General features: G+C 63.1%; 19 protein-coding genes and 1 other RNA gene. 4 read left to right on the top strand and 16 right to left on the bottom strand.

Annotated features, from left to right (window positions below; translation table 11 throughout):
• Positions 1-81: 81 nt before the first annotated feature.
• The 7 genes from HY17_RS17575 to HY17_RS17545 form a co-directional block, all read right to left on the bottom strand.
• On the bottom strand, positions 82-2148 hold the full coding sequence (locus tag HY17_RS17575) for a DEAD/DEAH box helicase (protein ID WP_051600299.1): 2067 nt from the start codon (positions 2146-2148) through the stop codon (positions 82-84).
• 131 nt (positions 2149-2279) lie between these two features.
• The gene (locus tag HY17_RS17570) at positions 2280-3107 is read right to left on the bottom strand and encodes a class I SAM-dependent methyltransferase (RefSeq protein WP_034769078.1); all 828 of its coding nucleotides are present in this window, start codon (positions 3105-3107) and stop codon (positions 2280-2282) included.
• Between the two features lie 5 nt (positions 3108-3112).
• Entirely contained in the window at positions 3113-4342 is a 1230-nt protein-coding gene (locus HY17_RS17565; RefSeq protein WP_034769076.1) for a cytochrome P450, read from the bottom strand.
• A 72-nt stretch (positions 4343-4414) separates the two neighbouring features.
• Positions 4415-4846 carry a PaaI family thioesterase gene (locus HY17_RS17560; protein ID WP_034769074.1) on the bottom strand — a complete coding sequence of 144 codons (432 nt, stop codon included), beginning with the start codon at positions 4844-4846 and terminating at the stop codon, positions 4415-4417.
• On the bottom strand, positions 4843-5301 hold the full coding sequence (locus HY17_RS17555) for a PaaI family thioesterase (protein WP_034769072.1): 459 nt from the start codon (positions 5299-5301) through the stop codon (positions 4843-4845). Before HY17_RS17555 ends, HY17_RS17560 begins: the two co-directional genes overlap by 4 nt.
• A 9-nt stretch (positions 5302-5310) precedes the next feature.
• Positions 5311-5784 carry an SspB family protein gene (locus HY17_RS17550; RefSeq protein ID WP_034769070.1) on the bottom strand — a complete coding sequence of 158 codons (474 nt, stop codon included), beginning with the start codon at positions 5782-5784 and terminating at the stop codon, positions 5311-5313.
• A 177-nt stretch (positions 5785-5961) separates the two neighbouring features.
• Positions 5962-6144: a hypothetical protein gene (locus tag HY17_RS17545; protein ID WP_034769068.1), complete on the bottom strand. Its 183-nt coding sequence runs from the start codon at positions 6142-6144 to the stop codon at positions 5962-5964.
• 129 nt (positions 6145-6273) lie between these two features.
• Here HY17_RS17545 and HY17_RS17540 point away from each other — a divergent pair, with 129 nt between their 5' ends.
• A complete protein-coding gene (locus HY17_RS17540) occupies positions 6274-7512 on the top strand; it encodes an aspartate aminotransferase family protein (RefSeq protein ID WP_034769066.1) in 1239 nt (412 codons plus the stop codon).
• Positions 7513-7522: 10 nt separating this feature from the next.
• Here HY17_RS17540 and cls read toward each other — a convergent pair whose 3' ends face one another.
• On the bottom strand, positions 7523-8986 hold the full coding sequence (cls, locus tag HY17_RS17535; RefSeq protein ID WP_034769064.1) for a cardiolipin synthase: 1464 nt from the start codon (positions 8984-8986) through the stop codon (positions 7523-7525).
• A gap of 62 nt (positions 8987-9048) precedes the next feature.
• Here cls and HY17_RS17530 point away from each other — a divergent pair, with 62 nt between their 5' ends.
• Together HY17_RS17530 and HY17_RS17525 are read left to right on the top strand one after the other, a co-directional pair.
• Positions 9049-9780, top strand: coding sequence for an endonuclease/exonuclease/phosphatase family protein (locus HY17_RS17530; RefSeq protein ID WP_197020308.1), 732 nt, complete (start codon positions 9049-9051; stop codon positions 9778-9780).
• Between the two features lie 390 nt (positions 9781-10170).
• Positions 10171-10596, top strand: coding sequence for a hypothetical protein (locus HY17_RS17525; RefSeq protein ID WP_034769062.1), 426 nt, complete (start codon positions 10171-10173; stop codon positions 10594-10596).
• Here the strand turns inward: HY17_RS17525 and HY17_RS17520 are convergent.
• Positions 10593-11603: an LLM class flavin-dependent oxidoreductase gene (locus HY17_RS17520; protein WP_034769273.1), complete on the bottom strand. Its 1011-nt coding sequence runs from the start codon at positions 11601-11603 to the stop codon at positions 10593-10595. The genes HY17_RS17525 and HY17_RS17520 overlap by 4 nt on opposite strands.
• Before the next feature lie 189 nt (positions 11604-11792).
• On the opposite strand from HY17_RS17520, the gene HY17_RS17515 reads away from it, so the two are divergent.
• Positions 11793-12464 (top strand): glutathione S-transferase family protein, encoded by a 672-nt coding sequence (locus HY17_RS17515; protein ID WP_034769060.1) that lies wholly within the window; start codon positions 11793-11795, stop codon positions 12462-12464.
• 5 nt (positions 12465-12469) lie between these two features.
• On the opposite strand, the gene HY17_RS17510 is transcribed toward HY17_RS17515, so the two are convergent.
• The 7 genes from HY17_RS17510 to dapB form a co-directional block, all read right to left on the bottom strand.
• Entirely contained in the window at positions 12470-12967 is a 498-nt protein-coding gene (locus tag HY17_RS17510; protein WP_139069003.1) for a hypothetical protein, read from the bottom strand.
• On the bottom strand, positions 12957-13601 hold the full coding sequence (locus tag HY17_RS17505; protein ID WP_034769056.1) for a DUF5671 domain-containing protein: 645 nt from the start codon (positions 13599-13601) through the stop codon (positions 12957-12959). The genes HY17_RS17510 and HY17_RS17505 overlap by 11 nt, the downstream gene beginning before the upstream one ends.
• Positions 13602-13694: 93 nt before the next feature.
• Positions 13695-14058, bottom strand: a transfer-messenger RNA (tmRNA) gene (ssrA, locus tag HY17_RS20070).
• A 36-nt stretch (positions 14059-14094) separates the two neighbouring features.
• Positions 14095-15786, bottom strand: coding sequence for a M20/M25/M40 family metallo-hydrolase (locus HY17_RS17500; RefSeq protein WP_081813215.1), 1692 nt, complete (start codon positions 15784-15786; stop codon positions 14095-14097).
• A 61-nt stretch (positions 15787-15847) separates the two neighbouring features.
• Entirely contained in the window at positions 15848-16141 is a 294-nt protein-coding gene (locus tag HY17_RS17495) for an HPr family phosphocarrier protein (protein WP_034769054.1), read from the bottom strand.
• A 23-nt stretch (positions 16142-16164) separates the two neighbouring features.
• Positions 16165-16569 carry a PTS sugar transporter subunit IIA gene (locus HY17_RS17490; RefSeq protein WP_034769051.1) on the bottom strand — a complete coding sequence of 135 codons (405 nt, stop codon included), beginning with the start codon at positions 16567-16569 and terminating at the stop codon, positions 16165-16167.
• 92 nt (positions 16570-16661) lie between these two features.
• The gene (gene dapB, locus HY17_RS17485) at positions 16662-17498 is read right to left on the bottom strand and encodes a 4-hydroxy-tetrahydrodipicolinate reductase (RefSeq protein ID WP_034769049.1); all 837 of its coding nucleotides are present in this window, start codon (positions 17496-17498) and stop codon (positions 16662-16664) included.
• Positions 17499-17602: the final 104 nt, after the last annotated feature.

Here is a 17602-nt window from a genome sequence, read left to right as displayed (position 1 = left end):
CGCAAATTATCCTTTTAAAAACAAGGATATGCGGGGGTAAAAATGGGCCTTTTTGCAGCCCCCTCCCGGATATGGGCCGGATCAGGCTTTCGGGGCCGGCTTCCGGTGCTTTTTCAGCGGTTTTCCACCCTTCTGAAAGGACGGCTTTCCGCTTTTCGGGCCGCCTTTGCCGGCGGCCTTGGGTGCGCCTTTGCCGGGCTTCGCTTTGCCGCGCATCGGCGGCTTCCAGCCGTCCTTTGCGTGCACCTTGGAGAACTTCTTCGCCGGGCGTGCGGGCTTTTCGCGGTCGTCCTGGATGTAATCCGTCTGCGGGGAGGGCGCGCACTCTGCGGGGGTGTTGTCCTCGGACGAGAACTTCTTCTTGTAAGGCTTCTTGCCGGAGAGGTGCCGCGGGGCATCCGGATCGTATGGCTTCTTGCGCAGGCGCGGGGCCGGGCGCTCGTCACGGTCGCTGCGGTCATTGCGGTCGAAGCGGGCCGGTGCTGACGGGGCGCCGTCCAGCGGCTCAGCGCGCAGGCCCTTCTCCACCGTGCCCCCCTCTCCGATCGTCTCGAAGAAGCGCGCTGCGGCCTCACGCGTGAGTTCCACATGCGTGTCTGAGGGGTTGATGCGGATCGCGCCGATATCGTCGCGGGAGAGGCCGCCCGCCTTGCAGAGGACGGGCAGGATCCAGCGGGCTTCCGCGTTCTTCTTGCGGCCGACATTCAGCTGCACCCAGACCGCATCGTCGAAGCCCTTGCGCTCTGACTTGCCGCGCTTCTCGCGTGGTTCGCGATCGGCCCAATCTCCGCGGTCACCGCGTTCAGTGCGTTCGCGGCGCTTCGGCGGGGTCGTGTCCACTTCGCGCAGGTCTTCCGGGGCGGAGCGGCCCTCGCGCTGCTTGCGCAGGAAGGCGGCGGCCACCTGTTCGGCGCCGTGCTGTTCGATGAGCGCATTGATCATGGCGCGCTCACTCTCATGGATCGGGCGAGTGAGGGACGGATCGGCCAGCAGGCGCGCATCGTCCAGCGCGTTGATCTCGTCGGCGGACGGCGGCGTGCCCCAGGTCGCTTCGATCTTTGCGTCGCCCAGAAGGCGCTCGACGCGGCGGCGGGCCTTCGGGGCCACGATCAGCGCACTGACGCCCTTGCGCCCGGCGCGGCCTGTCCGGCCGGAGCGGTGCAGCAGCGTCGCCGGATCGCGCGGCAGGTCTGCGTGGATGACGAGGCCCAGATTGTCGAGGTCAAGGCCGCGGGCGGCGACGTCGGTGGCGATACAGACGCGGGCGCGACCATCGCGCAGAGACTGCAAGGCGTTGGAGCGTTCTTTCTGGCTGAGCTCACCCGACAGGGCGACGACCGGGAAGCCGCGATTGCCCATCCGGCTCATCAGCTTGTTCACGGCAGCGCGTGTCGTGCAGAAGACGAGCGCGCTTTCGCTGTCGGAGTGACGCACAATGTTGACGATGGCGTTCTCTTCATCGCCTGGTGCGACCAGAAGCGCGCGGTATTCGATGTCGCCATGCTGGCGCTGTTCGGATTCCGTGCGGACGCGCTCGGCATCCTTCTGGTAACGCGCGGCAAGGTTCGCGATGCCTTTCGGCACGGTGGCGGAGAACATCAGGGTGCGGCGGGTTTCCGGCGTGCCTTCGAGGATGTGCTCCAGCTCCTCGCGGAAGCCCATGTCGAGCATCTCGTCGGCTTCGTCCAGCACGACGACGCGGATACCGGTCGTATCCAGCGAACCGCGCTTGATATGATCCGACAGGCGGCCGGGCGTGCCGACAACGATGTGGGCACCGCGGGCGAGGGCTTTGCGCTCGTCGCGCATGTCCATGCCGCCGACGCAAGTTGCGATGCGGGCACCGGCCGGGCCGTAGAGCCAGGTCAGCTCGCGGGCGACCTGCATGGCCAGTTCGCGTGTCGGCGCCACGATCAGGGCGAGCGGCGTGTCGGCACGGGCCAGGCGGTCTTCCTCGCCCAGCAGGTCGCCAGCCATGGCGAGGCCGAAGGCAACGGTCTTGCCGGAGCCGGTCTGGGCGGAGACGAGCAGGTCTCGCCCGGCGAGCGAAGGCTCGATTACGGCAGACTGGACCTGGGTGAGGGATTCATAGCCCTTATTGGAAAGGGCTTCGGCGAGAGCCGAGGGAACGGACGGATAAGCGGACATGTAAAGGCTTTCGGGGGTTAAGCTGTCAGGGATCGTCATCGAGGCACGATCGACCTGTCAGAGGGATTTTGCGGCCCTATGACACGTTTTTGCGCGCTGCACCATGGGCGCGCGCAGGCGGCGAAGCAGCCCTAGCGCGGCTTTTCGCAGAAAATGGCGACCGGCACGATGCGTCCGGCCTCATAATTCCGCTTCAGGTTCGCGAACTTGTCGCGGGCGGTCTCGCCCATGATCAGGGCGAGGCTGATCGCGGGGCGCGGTTTTCCGGCCTGTTCGGCGGCCTGCGCAAAGAAGGCGTCGGCGATGTCACGGCGCGGTTCGGTCCTTATCGTGGCGAACCCGGCAGAGCGTAGGACGGCTTCATACTGGTGCGGCGAGCGGACGAAACTGTCAGCCTGACGGCCGGCCCATGGAACCGGGAAAGCGAGCGGTGTCGTCTCGTCCTCGCCGCGCATGATGTCGTAGACCAGAAAGCGGCCGCCCGGTTTCAGAACCCGGAAGATTTCGGCGAACAGGGCCTGCTTGTCCTTGATGTTCATGCCGACATGGAGCATCCAGCCAAGATCGAATTTGGCCGCTTCAAACGGCATGTCGAGCGCACTGGCGCAATGCAGCCGGACCTTTCCGTCCAGCTTCAGCCAGTCCGTCAGCGTTCGGCCCGCTCGGATGAAACTCTCAGTCAGGTCTATGCCTTCGACCATGCAGCTGAACTGTGCGGCGGCATGACGCGAGGTGCCGCCCGTGCCGCAGCCGACATCCAGCGCGCGTTCGCCCGGCCGGATATCCAGATCGCGGAACAGGGCGTCTGTCGCCATGCGGCCGCCGACATGGAATTCTTCGATCGGGGCGAGCTGGTCTGCCGTGACCGTTTCCGGCGACAATCCGGCATCGGACAAAGCCGCCTTGATGCGGGCGATCAGGTCCGGCGCATCATAATGGGTGCTGACCGTCTCGCTCATGCAGGTCAGACTTCGACCATCAGGGTTTCGATTCCGCGGAAGAAGGGCAAGGCGCGCCAGGCGATGTCCTGTTCCGGCAGCTTCATGTCCGGATAGCGTTCGAACAGTTTCTGGTAGACGCGCTTTGCTTCCATCCGGGCGAGCGGCGCGCCGATGCAGATATGCGGCCCGCCGCCGAAGGCAACATGGCTGGGGCGCTTCTGCATGATGTCGAACCGGTTGGGTGCATCGAAGATTTCCGCATCCCGGTTGGCCGAGGCGAGCGAGCAGAAGATGACCTGGTGTTCCTTCACCGGGCAGCCGGCAACTTGCTTGTCGGCTTCGGCGATGCGGGAGGTGGCGGAGACCGGCGCCTCATAGCGCAGCACTTCTTCGACCGCCTGAGAGGCGAGGCCGGGATCGGATTTCAGTGCGGCGAGCTGTTCCGGATGGGTCAGGAACAGCCAGACGCCATTGCCGATCAGGTCCGTCGTGGTGAGATTGCCACCGACGAGGAGGGCCTGAAGATTGATGCGCACTTCATCATCCGACAGCGGAGCTTCTCCGGAGGCCTGAAGCTGGACCATGTCCGTGATGAGATCGTCTTCGGGGACCTTGCGGCGACGCTCCATCAATTCGGTGAAATAGGCATCGAGCGCGGCGCCGCCCGACATCATGCGTTCGGTCTCCTCCGGGGTGCGGACCGGGTTCAGGCCGAGGATCACGGCTTCGGACCAGTCGCGGAATTCGGCGAGGCGTTCTTCGTCGACGCCGAGGATGCGCGCGATCACTGTCACCGGGATCGGCACCGCGATGTCTGCCATCAGGTCGAACACGCCGGAGGCAGGCGCCGCGTCGATCGTCTCATCGACGATGGCTTCGATCTGGTCCTTCATCTTGTTGATGCGGGCATAGAACGCCTTGGCGAGCGGCGGGCGCACGCGGGCATGATCCGGATCGTCCATGAAGAGGATCGAGGTGCGGCGCGGATTTTCCTCGTCGACCAGCTGGCGGGAGATCGAGCCTTCCTCCGCATTCAGCGGATGACGCACGAAGCTGCGGTCATTCACCGTGGTGCGAACATCGCCATAGCGCGTGAGGAACCAGGCCTTCGCCATCTCGTCGCGCATCGCCGGGCATTGCTCGCGCAGGGCTTTCAGGGGCGGGTGCGGGTCGCGCCGCGCCTCCGGCATGAAGGCCGTCACTTCGATGATGGATTGCGGCACCTTCGGGCTTGAGCCCAGATCGTCGGCCATTGTTTCCTCCCGGATTTTTATATTTCCGGAAGAATAGCACAGACTGGCACCCGCGCGCAGCCTGCCGCAGCGTCAGGCAAGCGAGCGGGGGATGCAACTGGCGGTGGCCTGAGCGAGTAGCGTGCCGTCTTCTGCGGAGAGGACGCCTTGCGTGAAGATGGCCTGACGGCCCTTGCGGACCACTTCGCCGCGCCCTATCAGGCGGACGCCCACCGGAACCGGGCGGATAAAGCTGGTTGTCATCTGAAGGGTCGGCGCCATGGCCGGGCCATCCTGGACGATTGATCCGGCAACGCTCATCACCTCGTCGAGTGCTGCCGTGACGAAGCCGCCTTGCGCGGTGCCGCCGGGATTGGTGGCCTCGGCCGGCAGGCAGAATGCGGCCTCGGCCCAGCCTTCCTTCTCGTCGAAGGCAATCAGTTCGAAGCCGACAAAATCGGTTGCAGGCGGGCGCGTCCCATCACCCAGCACGCCTTCCCAATAGGCGCGCTTGTCGAAGCTCATTTGGCAAGCCGCTTGAACGGCATCGGCAGGGCGGTGGCGGAGGCCTTGGCGACCATCCTGCCGTCCGGGTCGAAACATTCCGCTTCCATGAAGGCGGCGGACTTGCCGAGGCGAACAATGCGCGCATCGACCCAGGCCTTGCCGGGCATAAGGCGGGTCAGGAAGCTGGTCTTCATCTCCAGCGTCGGGGCCGTCATGGTGACGTTGGACGCGATGATCACGCAGGTGCTCATCGCTTCGTCCAGCATGGCGGAGATGAAACCGCCCTGCACCGCGCCGGTGGGGTTGGCGAAGGACGGGCTAACGTCGAACTCCATCCGTATGCGCATGGCATCCTGCTCGACTTCAATGAGCTTCATGCCCAGCGTGTCGGAACAGGGCGGACGTTTCCTGGAGCCCTGAAAGCGGGCCAGCATGTCAGCGTCGCTGAGGCGGGGTTTCTCGGTATCTGCCAATCGTCCAGCCTATTTGCGGCGGAAGGCGTCGAGGTTCACGACCGTTCCGGCATCGCTGGCCGGGGTGGGCGTGTCATCCTGCGTGTCTTCCAGTGCGGAAGCCGGCGCGATGACGGTCGTGTCCTTGTCCTGCGCCTCGAAGGTCAGGCCGAAATTCACGGACGGATCGACGAAGCGCGTGATCGCGGCATAAGGCACGAACAGGTGCTGGGGCACGCCGGAGAATTTCAGGATGATCTCGAAATGCCCCTCATGGACTTCCAGGTCCCAGAACTGGTGCTGGACCACGATGGTCATGTCGACGGGGAAACGCTCCACAAGGTAGTCGGCCATGCGCACGCCCGGCGCCTTGGAGCGGAAGGTGATGTAGAAATGATGGTCGCCGGGCAGGCCACCATTGGCCTTCGCACGTTTCAGTGCTTCGCGGACGACACCGCGCATGGCAGCCTGAGTGAGCGCTTCGTAACCGATATAATCCGTCATGGCCCGGTGCTGGTCCCCATCAATATTCTTGTTTGTTCTATCCGTCACAATATTCCTACGGCCGCAAGCGGGCAACGGGCTTCGCACAATGCGCGAGCAAAAAGCTGCACTTCGCGCACAGGCGGACCTGGTTCCGGGAATGCCCCGGAATTGCAACGCTCTAGCCGGGGAAACGGGTCAGTAATTGGCAGGCGGGTCGCTTGCCGGGAAGGATTCGTCGCTTTCTTCGTCGACTTTGTCCCACTCTTCCGGCGGGTCTTCCATGTTTTCCGGTCCGGCCGGGCGAATCTCCCGGTCTACCTTTTCGGTGTCGTGATTCTTGTCGGTGCGGGGTGTCTTGCCATTCTCAAGGACAGTCATTTCAGTCTCCTCCTTTCATGGGGAGTAGAAAACCAACGTGCGAGACGATGAAAAGTTGCGCCCTATGGCCAAGCCGGGACGGCCCGCCTAGGTTTCACGCCAGACAGAACATCTAGGGAAGGAACAGCCATGCAGATGCCGGAGAAGGGACGCGACTGGGCCGATGTGCGCCAGGAAATGATCACGCGCGGCGGCGGCGATGCGCAATGGCGCGACGGGCGCACGGCGGTCTACGTCTTCAATGCCGGTCATGATGTCGAACAGGTCCAGCAGGAAGCCTACACGCTCTACATGGCAGAGAACGGGCTTGGCCCGATGGCTTTCCCGAGCCTTGCCCAGATGGAGAAGGAAGTGATCGGCATGGGCCTCGGCCTGCTGCACGGACCGGAAGGGTCGACCGGTGCGATGACGTCCGGCGGCACGGACTCCATCACCATGGCGATGAAGACCGCACGCGATTATGCCCGCGCGCAGGGACGCCCACGCGAAGGGCAGAATGTCGTGCTGCCGCAATCGGCGCATCTCGCTTTCGACAAGGCGGCGCATCTGATGGACATCGAAATCCGCCGCGTGCCGCTGAAGACCGACGGCAGCTATCAGGCAGACCCCGCCGCGATGGGGGAGGCGGTGGATGAAGCGACGGTGATGATGGTCGGCTCCGCGCCGAACTTCCCGCACGGCATCATCGACCCGATCGCCGAGCTGGGAGAGGTCGCCGCAAGGAAGGGCGTCTGGCTGCATGTCGATGCCTGCGTCGGCGGATACTTCGCGCCGTTTGCGAGGATGAACGGCGTGCCGGTACCGGCCTTCGATTTCGAAGTTCCGGCCGTCCATTCGATGAGCGCGGACCTGCACAAATACGGTTATTGCGCCAAGGGCGCATCGACCGTGCTGTTCCGCTCGGAGGAGCTCTACAATTACATGCCGTTCGACATGGCCGGCTGGAGCGGCGCGCCGATGAAGACGCCGACGCTGGCGGGCACGCGGCCGGGCGGGGCAATCTCGGCCGCCTGGGGCGTGATGAACACGCTGGGCGTCGAAGGCTACAAACGCCTTCAAGGGCAGGTCTGCGCAACGCGCGAGAGGATCGAAGAGGGCGTGAAGCGGCTCGGCTTCGAGATCGTCGGCCAGCCCATGCTGGGCCTGATGGCCTTCTCCCATCCGGAGGTCCACGCCTTCGCGGTCTATGGCGAAATTTTCCGGCGCGGCTGGTTCACCTCCGTCACCAAGGAACCGCCCAGCCTGCACCTGATGCTGTCGCCCAAGCATGCCGATGTGGCGGATGCCTACCTCGCCGATCTTGAAGCGAGCCTCGCGGCGGTGAAGGCGGGCAAAGCGGGCCCGAAAGTCGAAGCCCGCTACAGCTAGTCAGCGGCGCCTAGAGGATCGGGCTGGCGAGGCGCAGGATGTTTTCGAGGAATTTGTGCCATTCCGGGCGCTGTTCCCATCGCGCCTGATCAAGTGGCTCGCTGTCCGCGAGGTAGGTATCGGCGTGCTGCCACAATGTGGCACTGGTCCCGAAATCATAGATGACCATGGTCAGCTCCAGGTTCAGGTGAAAGCTGCGCATGTCGATGTTCACCGTCCCGAACAGGGCGATCTCGTCATCCACCAGGATCAGTTTCGTGTGCAGCAGCCCGCCGCGATACCGGGTGATGCGCACGCCGGCGCGAAGCAGCTCCGTGTAGGAAGACTGGCTGGCGAATTGCGCGAGGCGGGAATCGATGCGTTCCGGCAGGATGATCTCGACCACCACCCCGCGCTTGGCCGCGGAGACGAGGGCAAGCTGGACCGCCGGATCTGGTATGAAATAGGGCGAGACGATGCGCAGCCGCTTTTGCGCGCTGAAGATGGCCGAGACCAGCACTTCATAGATCGTGGAATTGCGCATTTCAGGGCCGGACGGCAGCACCTGCATGCTGACAGGCGTGCCTTCGCCGGTCTCGGAGCGCTGCTTGATGGGCAGGGCGTTGAGGTCGGCCCGGCCGATCTGGTGGCCGATGCGGTCAAACAGATAGTCCGACAGGCAGACCGATGTGAGGGCATCGACGACCGGGCCTTCGACGCGCATCATCATGTCGACCCACTGGCCCACGCCGCGATCGGTCTTGAACAGTTTCGGGTCGGCCAGATTATAGCTGCCGACATAGCCGACCTGCTGGTCGCAGACGAGGATCTTGCGGTGGTTTCGCAGATCGGACCGGCGAAAGAAGGAAGAAAACAGATTGACCCGCAGGGAGCGGACGATCTGTACGCCCGCCTTTCTCAGCCGTTTCGGCCAATGCGAGCGGAAGAAGGGTTTGGAGCCGAAATCATCCGCCAGGATCTTACAAACTACACCCCGCTGCGCTGCGCGTTCGACGGCAGCCAGCACATCGCCGACGCGGCCTGCGGGATCAAGGATGTAGAATTCGAGGCAGACACTGTCTGATGCGGCATCGATGTCGGTTTGCATTGCGGCATAGAGGTCGCCCGCGTCGGAGAAGAATTTCGGAGACAGGCCGGTGAGGACCGGGAAACCGGTATCGGCCTGGATGGACCGGGAAAGGGCGGCGTAGCGGGGAACGCCTGCTATGTCCGGCGGGATGCTGGCGTCGGTTATGTCGAAAACCTGCATGAAGAAGCTGCGCAGGCGTTCGCCCATTTTCATGCGGCGTCCACTCAGCCGGTGGTCCCCGAACAGGACGTACAATACGACGCCAACCACGGGCAGGCCGAACAGGAGGAACAGCCATGCCAGGGTCGTGTTCACGGCCAGCTTGCGGTAAAGCAGACGCACTGCTGCAAGCACCGACAGGGAGAAGTGCACGAGAAAGGGTATGGAACTGAGAAGAGGAATCATGTGTCCAGCCTGACAATTCGTGACGCCTTACCCTGTCCCGTCTGAACCGCCAAAGGAAGCCCGTGCCTCTGAAACTGCTGACATGGAACATTCAGGCCGCCATCGGGACGGCCCGTTTCTCCGACTATCTGACGCGTGCGCACCGGCAGGTTTTCCACACGCAGGCAAAGGCCAGCACGCTGGAAACCATCGCTGAAACAATCCGCGGCGCCGACCTCGTCTGCCTGCAGGAGGTGGATCTCGGCGGACGGCGGGCCGGGTATCGCTGTCAGGCGAACGCGATTGCCGAACGCGCCGGCCATGATCACCTGGCCATTCAGGAAAACCGGGTGATCCGCGGTGTGTCGCGCCACGGGAATGCGATCCTCAGCCGGCATCCGCTGTCGAATGTGCGGGACCTGAAACTGCCGGGCAGGGTGCCGGGGCGCGGCTGCCTGCTTGCGACGGTCGAGGCCGCCATGCACTTTGATGTGGCTTGCGTCCATCTCAGCCTTGGCAGGCGCGATCAGGCGCTGCAGCTGGAGTTCCTCTCCCGGCACCTGCCGCGCCATGGGCGCTGGGTGGTCATGGGGGACTTCAATTGCAGCCTGCATGCGAGCCCGGCGGAGGCGTTTCTTGAGCGGATGCAGGCACATTCTGACCGGCAGCCGGAGCCGACCTATCCCTCGTGGCGGCCGCTGCGGGATTATGACCACATCCTCACCGGACCGGCTCTGAAGCTCGGCCAGTACCAGCCGGGGCCGGAAATCTGTTCCGACCATCTGAATGTGACGGCGGAGATGGAACTCGCCTGAACCCTGAATGTCAGAGCGGGGCATCATCCATCATCCGCGCCGATGTCCCGGAGGAGGTGGGCAGGCAGTTTTGTTTTCAGGGAACGGGCCGCGATACGCCGGTCCCGCTGTGATAAGTTATCAGTTTTTTCGGTCCGGCCGCTGAGTCGGAACAGGGCGGCCGCCAGAGGCCGCAGAATGCGTCGTGTCATGTGAACCTGTCATGATGAAATTGGAGAAGCGGGTTGTGGTCATTGCCAATCTCCTTTCATCGTCGAGGGTTCATAGGACGCACGTCCGGTGCGGGGTGGTCCGCTTAGGTCAGCCTGCGGTAGATGACAAGCGGCCATAGTCCTGCCTTGGAACTTGGTTTAAGAATGTGCTTCTGAAAACACAGTCAGGGGACGTAGTATGAGACATGGATTTCTGGTAGCCGGCCTCGCGGCGGCATTGATGCTGACGAGCTGCGGCGGAAAAGACGATGTTCAGGGCAAGACCGGTGAGGACATCACCGCGAAGTCTTCCGCCAGCGATATCGGTGAAGCCTACATCAATGAGATGACGCGCATCGCCGACGCGCTGGAAACCGTCGACGACGAAGCAAGCGCCAAGGCGGCCGCGAAGAAGATCCAGGTGGCAGTGGATGGCCTGAACCAGATGTCCGAAGAGCTCGATGGCGAGATTTCCGGCGTCAAAGGCATGCAGATCTTTGGCGGGCGGTATGCCGAACTGATCGAAGTGCAGGGCCGGGTCGCGACCTCCATGATCCGCATCCAGTCAGAACATCCGGAACTGATGGACGCGCTCAGCGAAGAAATGGACCGGCTGGAAAACTAGCCGGCCGCAGCGCCCGAGCGTGCGCCGATAGCCTTCATGGCTTCGGCGGCAATTTCGAATGAACGCAGGCGCGCGGCGTGATCGTGGATCTGACCGGTCAGGATGACCTCGTCCGGCCGGTGTCGGTCGATCAGGGCAGACAGTTCTGCGGTGACCTTCTCAGGGCTGCCCGTCGCCGAGACGCGTAGCGCCCGCTCGACCTGCGCAATCAGTTCCGGAGGGGCCACATCCCGGATGTCATCGACGGGGCGCGGCAAGGGCCCCGGCCGGCCGGTGCGCAGATTGACGAAGGCTTGCTGGACGGAGGTTCTGAGCCGGACGGCTTCCTCATCGGTATCGGCGCCGAGCACATTGATCGCCAGCATGAAACGCGGCGCCTGTGTCACTCCCGGTTTGAAACGTGCACGGTAGATCTCGATCGCCTGTTCCAAAGCGTCCGGCGCAAAGTGCGACGCGAAGGCATAGGGCAGGCCCAGATGCGCGGCGAGCTGGGCACCGAACAGGCTCGATCCCAGGATCCAGACCGGCACATGCGTGCCCGCGCCCGGCACGGCCTGTACCTGCTGGCCGGGCTCTGCCGGTTCGAAATAGCTGAGCAATTCGACAACGTCCTGTGGGAACATGTCAGCGCTTTGCTGGCCCCGGCGCAGGGCCCGCATGGTCAGCTGGTCGGTGCCGGGCGCCCGGCCGAGGCCAAGGTCGATCCGGTCAGGATAGAGCGTCGCCAGCGTGCCGAACTGTTCGGCGATGACCAGAGGCGCATGGTTTGGCAGCATGATGCCGCCCGCGCCGACGCGGATGGTCGAAGTGGCCCCCGCGACATGGCCGATCAGGATCGACGTCGCGGCCGAGGCAATGCCGGTCATGTTGTGATGTTCCGCCATCCAGTAACGATGATAGCCGAGCCGTTCGGCATGGCGGGCAAGGTCCACCGTATTGGCCAGGGCCTGCGCGGGGGTTGAGCCCGCAGGCACTGGTGAAAGATCGAGGACCGAATACGGGATCATCAGCTTGGCTCCTTTGTCCTGTCTGAGGGCATATGGGGCCGCGACCCGTGCGGCGACACCCCCAGACGCGTCTGAGAGGGCATTTGAACCGGGAATGGAGAAAATCTCGCCCTTCACGCAACGTCATCTGATCCGAACACACTGCTGGACCGTAACAGTCGGATTGCTCGAAACCGGAAAGGCCCCGCCATGATCACTCTGCACCATCTCGAGAAGTCACAATCCATCCGCATCCTCTGGCTGCTGGAGGAGCTGGGTGTGCCTTACGAGGTGAAGTTCTACGACCGTGATCCGCAGACCCGGCTGGCTCCCGCAGAGTACAAGGCCGTCTCGCCGCTCGGCACGGCGCCGGTGATCACGGAGGGCAATGTGACCCTCGCCGAGACCAATGCCATCGTGGATTATATTCTCGACTGGCATGATGGCGGCCGCCTGCGCCCGGCGCCCGGCACGCAGGAGCGTGTGCGCTACCTGTTCTGGTTCCACACGTCACAGGGCAGCCTTCAGCCGCTGCTGACCAATAAGTTCGTCATGATGGCCATGTCGGCCCGCGCGCCTTTCCTGATGCGGCCGGTCGCAAAGGCAATGGTGAACGGCCTCGACCAGGCCTTCTTCACCCCGCGCCTGAATGCGCTGCTTGGCGAGATCGAGAAACAGCTCGGCCGGACAAAATGGTTCGCCGGTGAAAACCTGACCGCGGCAGACATGGTGATGGGATATTCCATGGAGCTTGCCGCGCACCGGGCCGGCATGGACGAAGCGAACTTCCCCAACGCGCACCGCTTCCTCAAACAGATGCGCGAAACGCCGTCCTACATCCGCGCCATGGAGAAGGACGGGAAGGGGACGATCCTGCTCTAGGCAGATCAGTATTCCAGCTTGGCCGACAGGTTCAGTTCGTAGCAATATTCGCCTGCGGTCTCGCGGGGCTTGTCCAGATCCAGAATGACAGCACGCGAGGGCGCATATCGGTAGCTGTTGTATGGGGCCTCTGAATTGCCCGTTGCGAATTCAGCGCAGATCTGGGTGACCGATCCATGCTGCCGTTCCAGCCGGAAGTGTTCGTCCGAGACCGGATCTTTCCGGATTTCGGCCTGAGAGCAGGCGTCTTGCTGGCGCGCCTCGGACGTGACATGCGCCAGTTCGTTCTCGACAATGGTCAGGTCTTCGGGAATCTCGCCAAACGCTTGCTGGTAGCAGGCCAGCGCCAGCGCCGTTTCGGAGAGTGCCTGCTGGCGGGCGAGATCTTCCCGTTCCTTGCGGGCTTCACCCGGGCCGCCGGTAATTACGATCCCAGCGAGGCTGGCAGCGATGATCACACCGACAAGGACGCTGCCATACAATGTGTGTTGGCTATATGCCATCGGCTTCATCCCGTTCGGCATGGGTAATGAAATATCCGAAAATACCACCGGCGATCGCCGCGACGACAAACGATTTGAGTGTGAAGCGCCAGGTCAGCTCCCCATTCAGGAAACTGTAAACGAGGGAAATCGCATCCCCGACCAGGATAATGCCGGCAATGACAAGGCTGATATAAATCAGCCATTTGCGGATGCGGGATCTCTGCAGCGCCGGGTTCTCGTGGCGGGCCTTCAGCAGAATGCGGGCGAGCCACAGGAATAGGGGCGTACCCACCACGAGGCCGGAAATCGCGCCGCGGATCTGGCGGTCCTGTGCGCTCGCGCGATAGGTCTCTTCCTCCAGGATATCCGGGACCAGCGCGTCGATCAGCGCGAACAGGAGCGAGCCGAGATTGAAGGCGACGACGCCGAGCAGGATGAAGAAAAGGAGATAGAAGAAGGCTTCCCGGGCAGAGAGGTAGGCGGCCGGTTTTGGTACGGCGATGGGGAAGGCAACATCGGAATAGGCCGCGAGAGCCTCATCGATTTCCTGTTCCCGCCAGCCAGCATTGAGGAGTGCGGCGCGGATGCCGCTCCGGTCCTGCCCTTTCTCAAGGGCCTCTTTCACAAACTGGGTCAATGTGCTGTTCGCCATGGGCGGTTTCCTCCCTGCCTGCTCAGAGGCATGTCATGCACGCGCCGAGATTGAGGCGGAGAGCCTCGCTTGGCAAGCAATTCGGGGAGGGAAAGTGGAGGCTTCTGTTGCCAGGCGCCTCCGGGCCCCGCCTAGGGATCTGAACCCCTAGGAGTTAAGTTCGGTAATCATCCGACTGCTTACGCAGCCATCAGTTCACCTTCAGCAAAGTTGTCGTTTGCAACTATGTTGATTTGGGCTTCTGAGGGGGCCCAATCCGGCGAAGGCCTCGTCTTTACACGTCCGTCGATCCTATTTCGGCCCCGTCAGAAACAGGCCCGGTGAAAAGGCCTGAACCTGCTTTTGGTGGAGCCGCCGGGTACCGCCCCCGGGTCCGAGCCGCTTATTACACGCGCGTTTATCGCCATAGTCCGAAGACCCCACCAATATAGGGGCACAGCGCCGCTGATGAAAGGGGGGCCATGAAGGTGGGGCCCCATGAAGGTGGGGAAGGTCACTCCCGTGCGGCGGCACTCTCGTCGCGCAGGCCCTTGAATTCCGATGTCGGCTTCAGGTCGGGCCATGCCGTGGAGTTGGCGAGGTCTTCGGTCATGTCCAGGAAGAGTTCCACATCCTGCGCTGCGCCGCGCAGGTCCCAGTCCGGATCCCAGGCATCGTTCTGGTTGTGGTAGCGGTTGGCAATATAGCCAGCGACCCATTCGATCCCGGCTTCCCGCCCGCCGTCTACAAGGTCCGGTCCGCCGGCAATCCCCATGATCAGCAATACTGGCACGCCGCGGCGCGCGAGGGAGAAGTGGTCTGCCCGGTAGAACAGGCCGTTCTCCGGCAGACCTTCCGGAGACACCGTGCGGCCCTGTTTGGCGGCGGCCGCCGCCATCATCTCCTCAAGCTCGCTCTGGCCCTCGCCGACCTGGATGACATCTTTTGCCGGACCCGCCGTCTGCAGGATGTCCAGCGTGAAATTGGCGACCGTTGTTTCCAGCGGATAGATCGGGTCCTGCGCATAGGCTTCCGAGCCGAGCAGGCCGCTCTCTTCGCCGGTCCAGGCGGCGACCACGACCGTTCGTTCCGGCGCGGGGCGGGCCTTCAGGTTACGGGCAATTTCCATGATGCCGGCAAGGCCGAGCGCATCATCGTTTGCGCCGGGTCTGACGACGCGGCCCTCCGCATCCGGAATGCCGATCCCGAAGGCATCCCAGTGTCCGGACAGCATGATGGTTTCATCCGGCCGCTTTGTCCCGGTGATCTTGCCGAGTACGTTCTGACTTTCGACCGTTTCCACAGACAGGCCCAGATCTGCATTGAAACGCAGGTCATCAAGGGTGAAAGCTTCGAAATCGCGCTTGCGGGCGGCGGTTTTCAGTTCGTCGAGGTTGTATCCGGCCTGTGTCAGCCATTGCCGGGCCATGTCCTCGTGCAGCCAGCCGCGCAGGTCGAGCGCCGGTTTTGCAGGGCCCTTGCTGGCAACGGCATAATTCTCGCCCGGCGAGGAGGCGGCGACGTTCCAGCCATAGCCCGCGGGTTGGGTTTCATGGATCACGAAGGCGGCAACCGCGCCGCGGCGGGCGGCCTCCTCGTATTTGTAGGCCCAGCGGCCGTAATAGGTCATCCGTCGGCCACCGAATATGCCGGCGACGGGGTCATCTTCCGCCACACCGAAATCCGGGTCATTCACGAGGAAGAGGGCGACCTTGCCGGTCAGGTCCATGTCCCCATAATCGTCCCAGTCACGTTCCGGCGCGCTGGCGCCGAAGCCCACGAACACGATCGGCACATCCTTGATGACGATGTCTTCGCGTGGATTGGGAGAGCTGATGTTGACGTCCAGACCTTGCCTGAGCGGGATCTCAGTCTCGCCATGGCTGACATTGAGTGTGCGAATATCATTCACGACGGAGTGCTTCAGGGTCACCGGATCTGTCCATTTCCCGTCCCGTCCGCCAGGTTCAAGGCCGAGATCCTTAAACCGCTCGATCAGGTAGGCGACGGTCCTGGTCTCGCCTTCAGTGCCGGGCGCGCGGCCCATGAATTCGTCGGAAGCGAGCACCTTTACCGTCTCGGACATGTTTTCAGTGCTGATCGGAGGCGCGCTTTCGGAGCTGTTGGCGCTTCCGGTGTCAGCGGCAGGCGTACAGGCCGCCAGCATCAGGGTTGCACTTGCGGATGCCAAAATCGCTCTGATCATTTGCACTACTCTTCGGGGTTTGCGTGGCCAGTCATCCGGCCGGGGGTCAAGGAGGGGGGGATTAGTAAAGCACGTCGCTTTCGCCGCTTTCACCGAAGCCGTCGGCGATAAGGCTGGCGATGGCGGTGACGGCTTCGGCCGCGTCGGGGCCCTTGGCGGCGAGTTCCACTTCGCAGCCCTGAGCAGCGACAAGCATCAACAGGTCCATGATCGAGCGGGCATCCGCCTCCTGGCCTTCATGACTGACTACCACCCTGGACTCGAATTCGTTCGCGAGCTTCGAGAGTTTGGCCGAAGCGCGCGCGTGCAGGCCCTTGCGGTTGACGATGGTCACGCTTTGGCGGGCTTCGGTCACGGCGTTCTGCACAGGGCTCCGGGTCAATTGGATTTGGCGAGGAGTTCGGAGGCGATATTGATGTAGCGCCGGCCTGCATCTGCAGCCGTCTGGGCTGCGTCGGCGAGCGGAAGCTCGTCACGGACTTCGGCCAGCTTGATCAGCATGGGCAGGTTCACGCCCGAGATGACTTCGATATTGCCGGATCCCATGATCGACATGGCGAGGTTCGATGGCGTGCCGCCGAACATGTCGGTGAGGATGATCACCCCCAGGCCGACGTCACAGGCCTTCGCCGTGTCACGGATCTGTTCGCGGCGGGCCTCGATATCGTCTTCGGCTTCGATGGATATCGATTTGAATCGCATCTGTTCGCCCACGACGTGTTCTGTCGCGGCGACGAGTTCCTTCGAGAGTTTGCCGTGGCTGACGACGACGATGCCGATCATGCCGCCCCTTTCAGGTTACGTGACGAATTTGTCATGCTGCCATGGCGAGTATGGCCGTCAACCCGGATTCAGCTGTGCGGTGTGTCGCTTTCTCAGGCGCCGTTGCCTGAAAGCCCCAGCACATCGTCCATGCTGTAGAGGCCGGGTTTCTGGTTAATGGCCCAGAACGCCGCTTTCAGCGCACCTTCTGCAAACATCGAGCGGTCCAGCGATGTGTGGCTGAGGGTGACGATTTCCGTCTCCGAGCCGAAGCTGACCGAATGCTCGCCGATCACCCCGCCCATGCGGCGGACGGAAAAGCCGATCTTGCCCGGCTCCCGGGCAGCGTCCGGCCCGTCATAGGGACCTGTGCGCAGCTGATCCAGCGTGCCGCCGCGGCCTTCAGCGGCAGCTTCGCCGAGCATCAGGGCCGTGCCGGACGGGGCATCCACCTTCTTGTTGTGGTGGGTTTCCAGCACTTCGATGTCCCAGTCCGGACCGAGGCTGGCGGCGGCGCGGCGGATCAACATTTCCAGCAGCTTGATGCCAAGCGCAAAGCTGCCGGATTTCACGATGGCGAGGTCTCCTGCGGCTGCCTCAAGTGCCTTTTCCTCTGCGGGCGAAAAGCCTGTCGTGCCAATAATCGCAACACGTACAGGCGTGTGCTTCAGCGCTTCCAGCGCTGCGATCGTGGCAGCGGGCCGGGTAAAATCGAACCAGACATCGGCCTTGGCGGCGGCGGTGACCGGGTCGGAGGCCGGCTTCACATTCAGGCCCGGAATCCCTGCGAGGTCTCCGATAGCCGTGTCGAGGTGAGGGGAGCCCGCGATTTCCGTACCACCCGCGACCGTCAGCCCGTGGCGGTGGGAGACGGCGGCCAGCTGGCGGCCCATGCGGCCTGCGACACCTGCAATGGCGACGGCGAAGGATTCGGAAGTCTGGTCTGTCATGGCGCCCTTATAACCGGGTTTTGGCCCAGGGAAACGGGTATGCGTAATTGACGGGAGTCCGCCTCTTGCGCCGGGGAAGCGAAGCTGAAATGGTCCGCCCGTCT

This window comes from Hyphomonas sp. CY54-11-8, assembly GCF_000682735.1.
Taxonomy (GTDB): Bacteria; Pseudomonadota; Alphaproteobacteria; order Caulobacterales; family Hyphomonadaceae; genus Hyphomonas.
The sequence above is the reverse complement of the archived record's forward strand: the minus strand, read 5'-3'. Positions and strand labels throughout refer to the sequence as shown.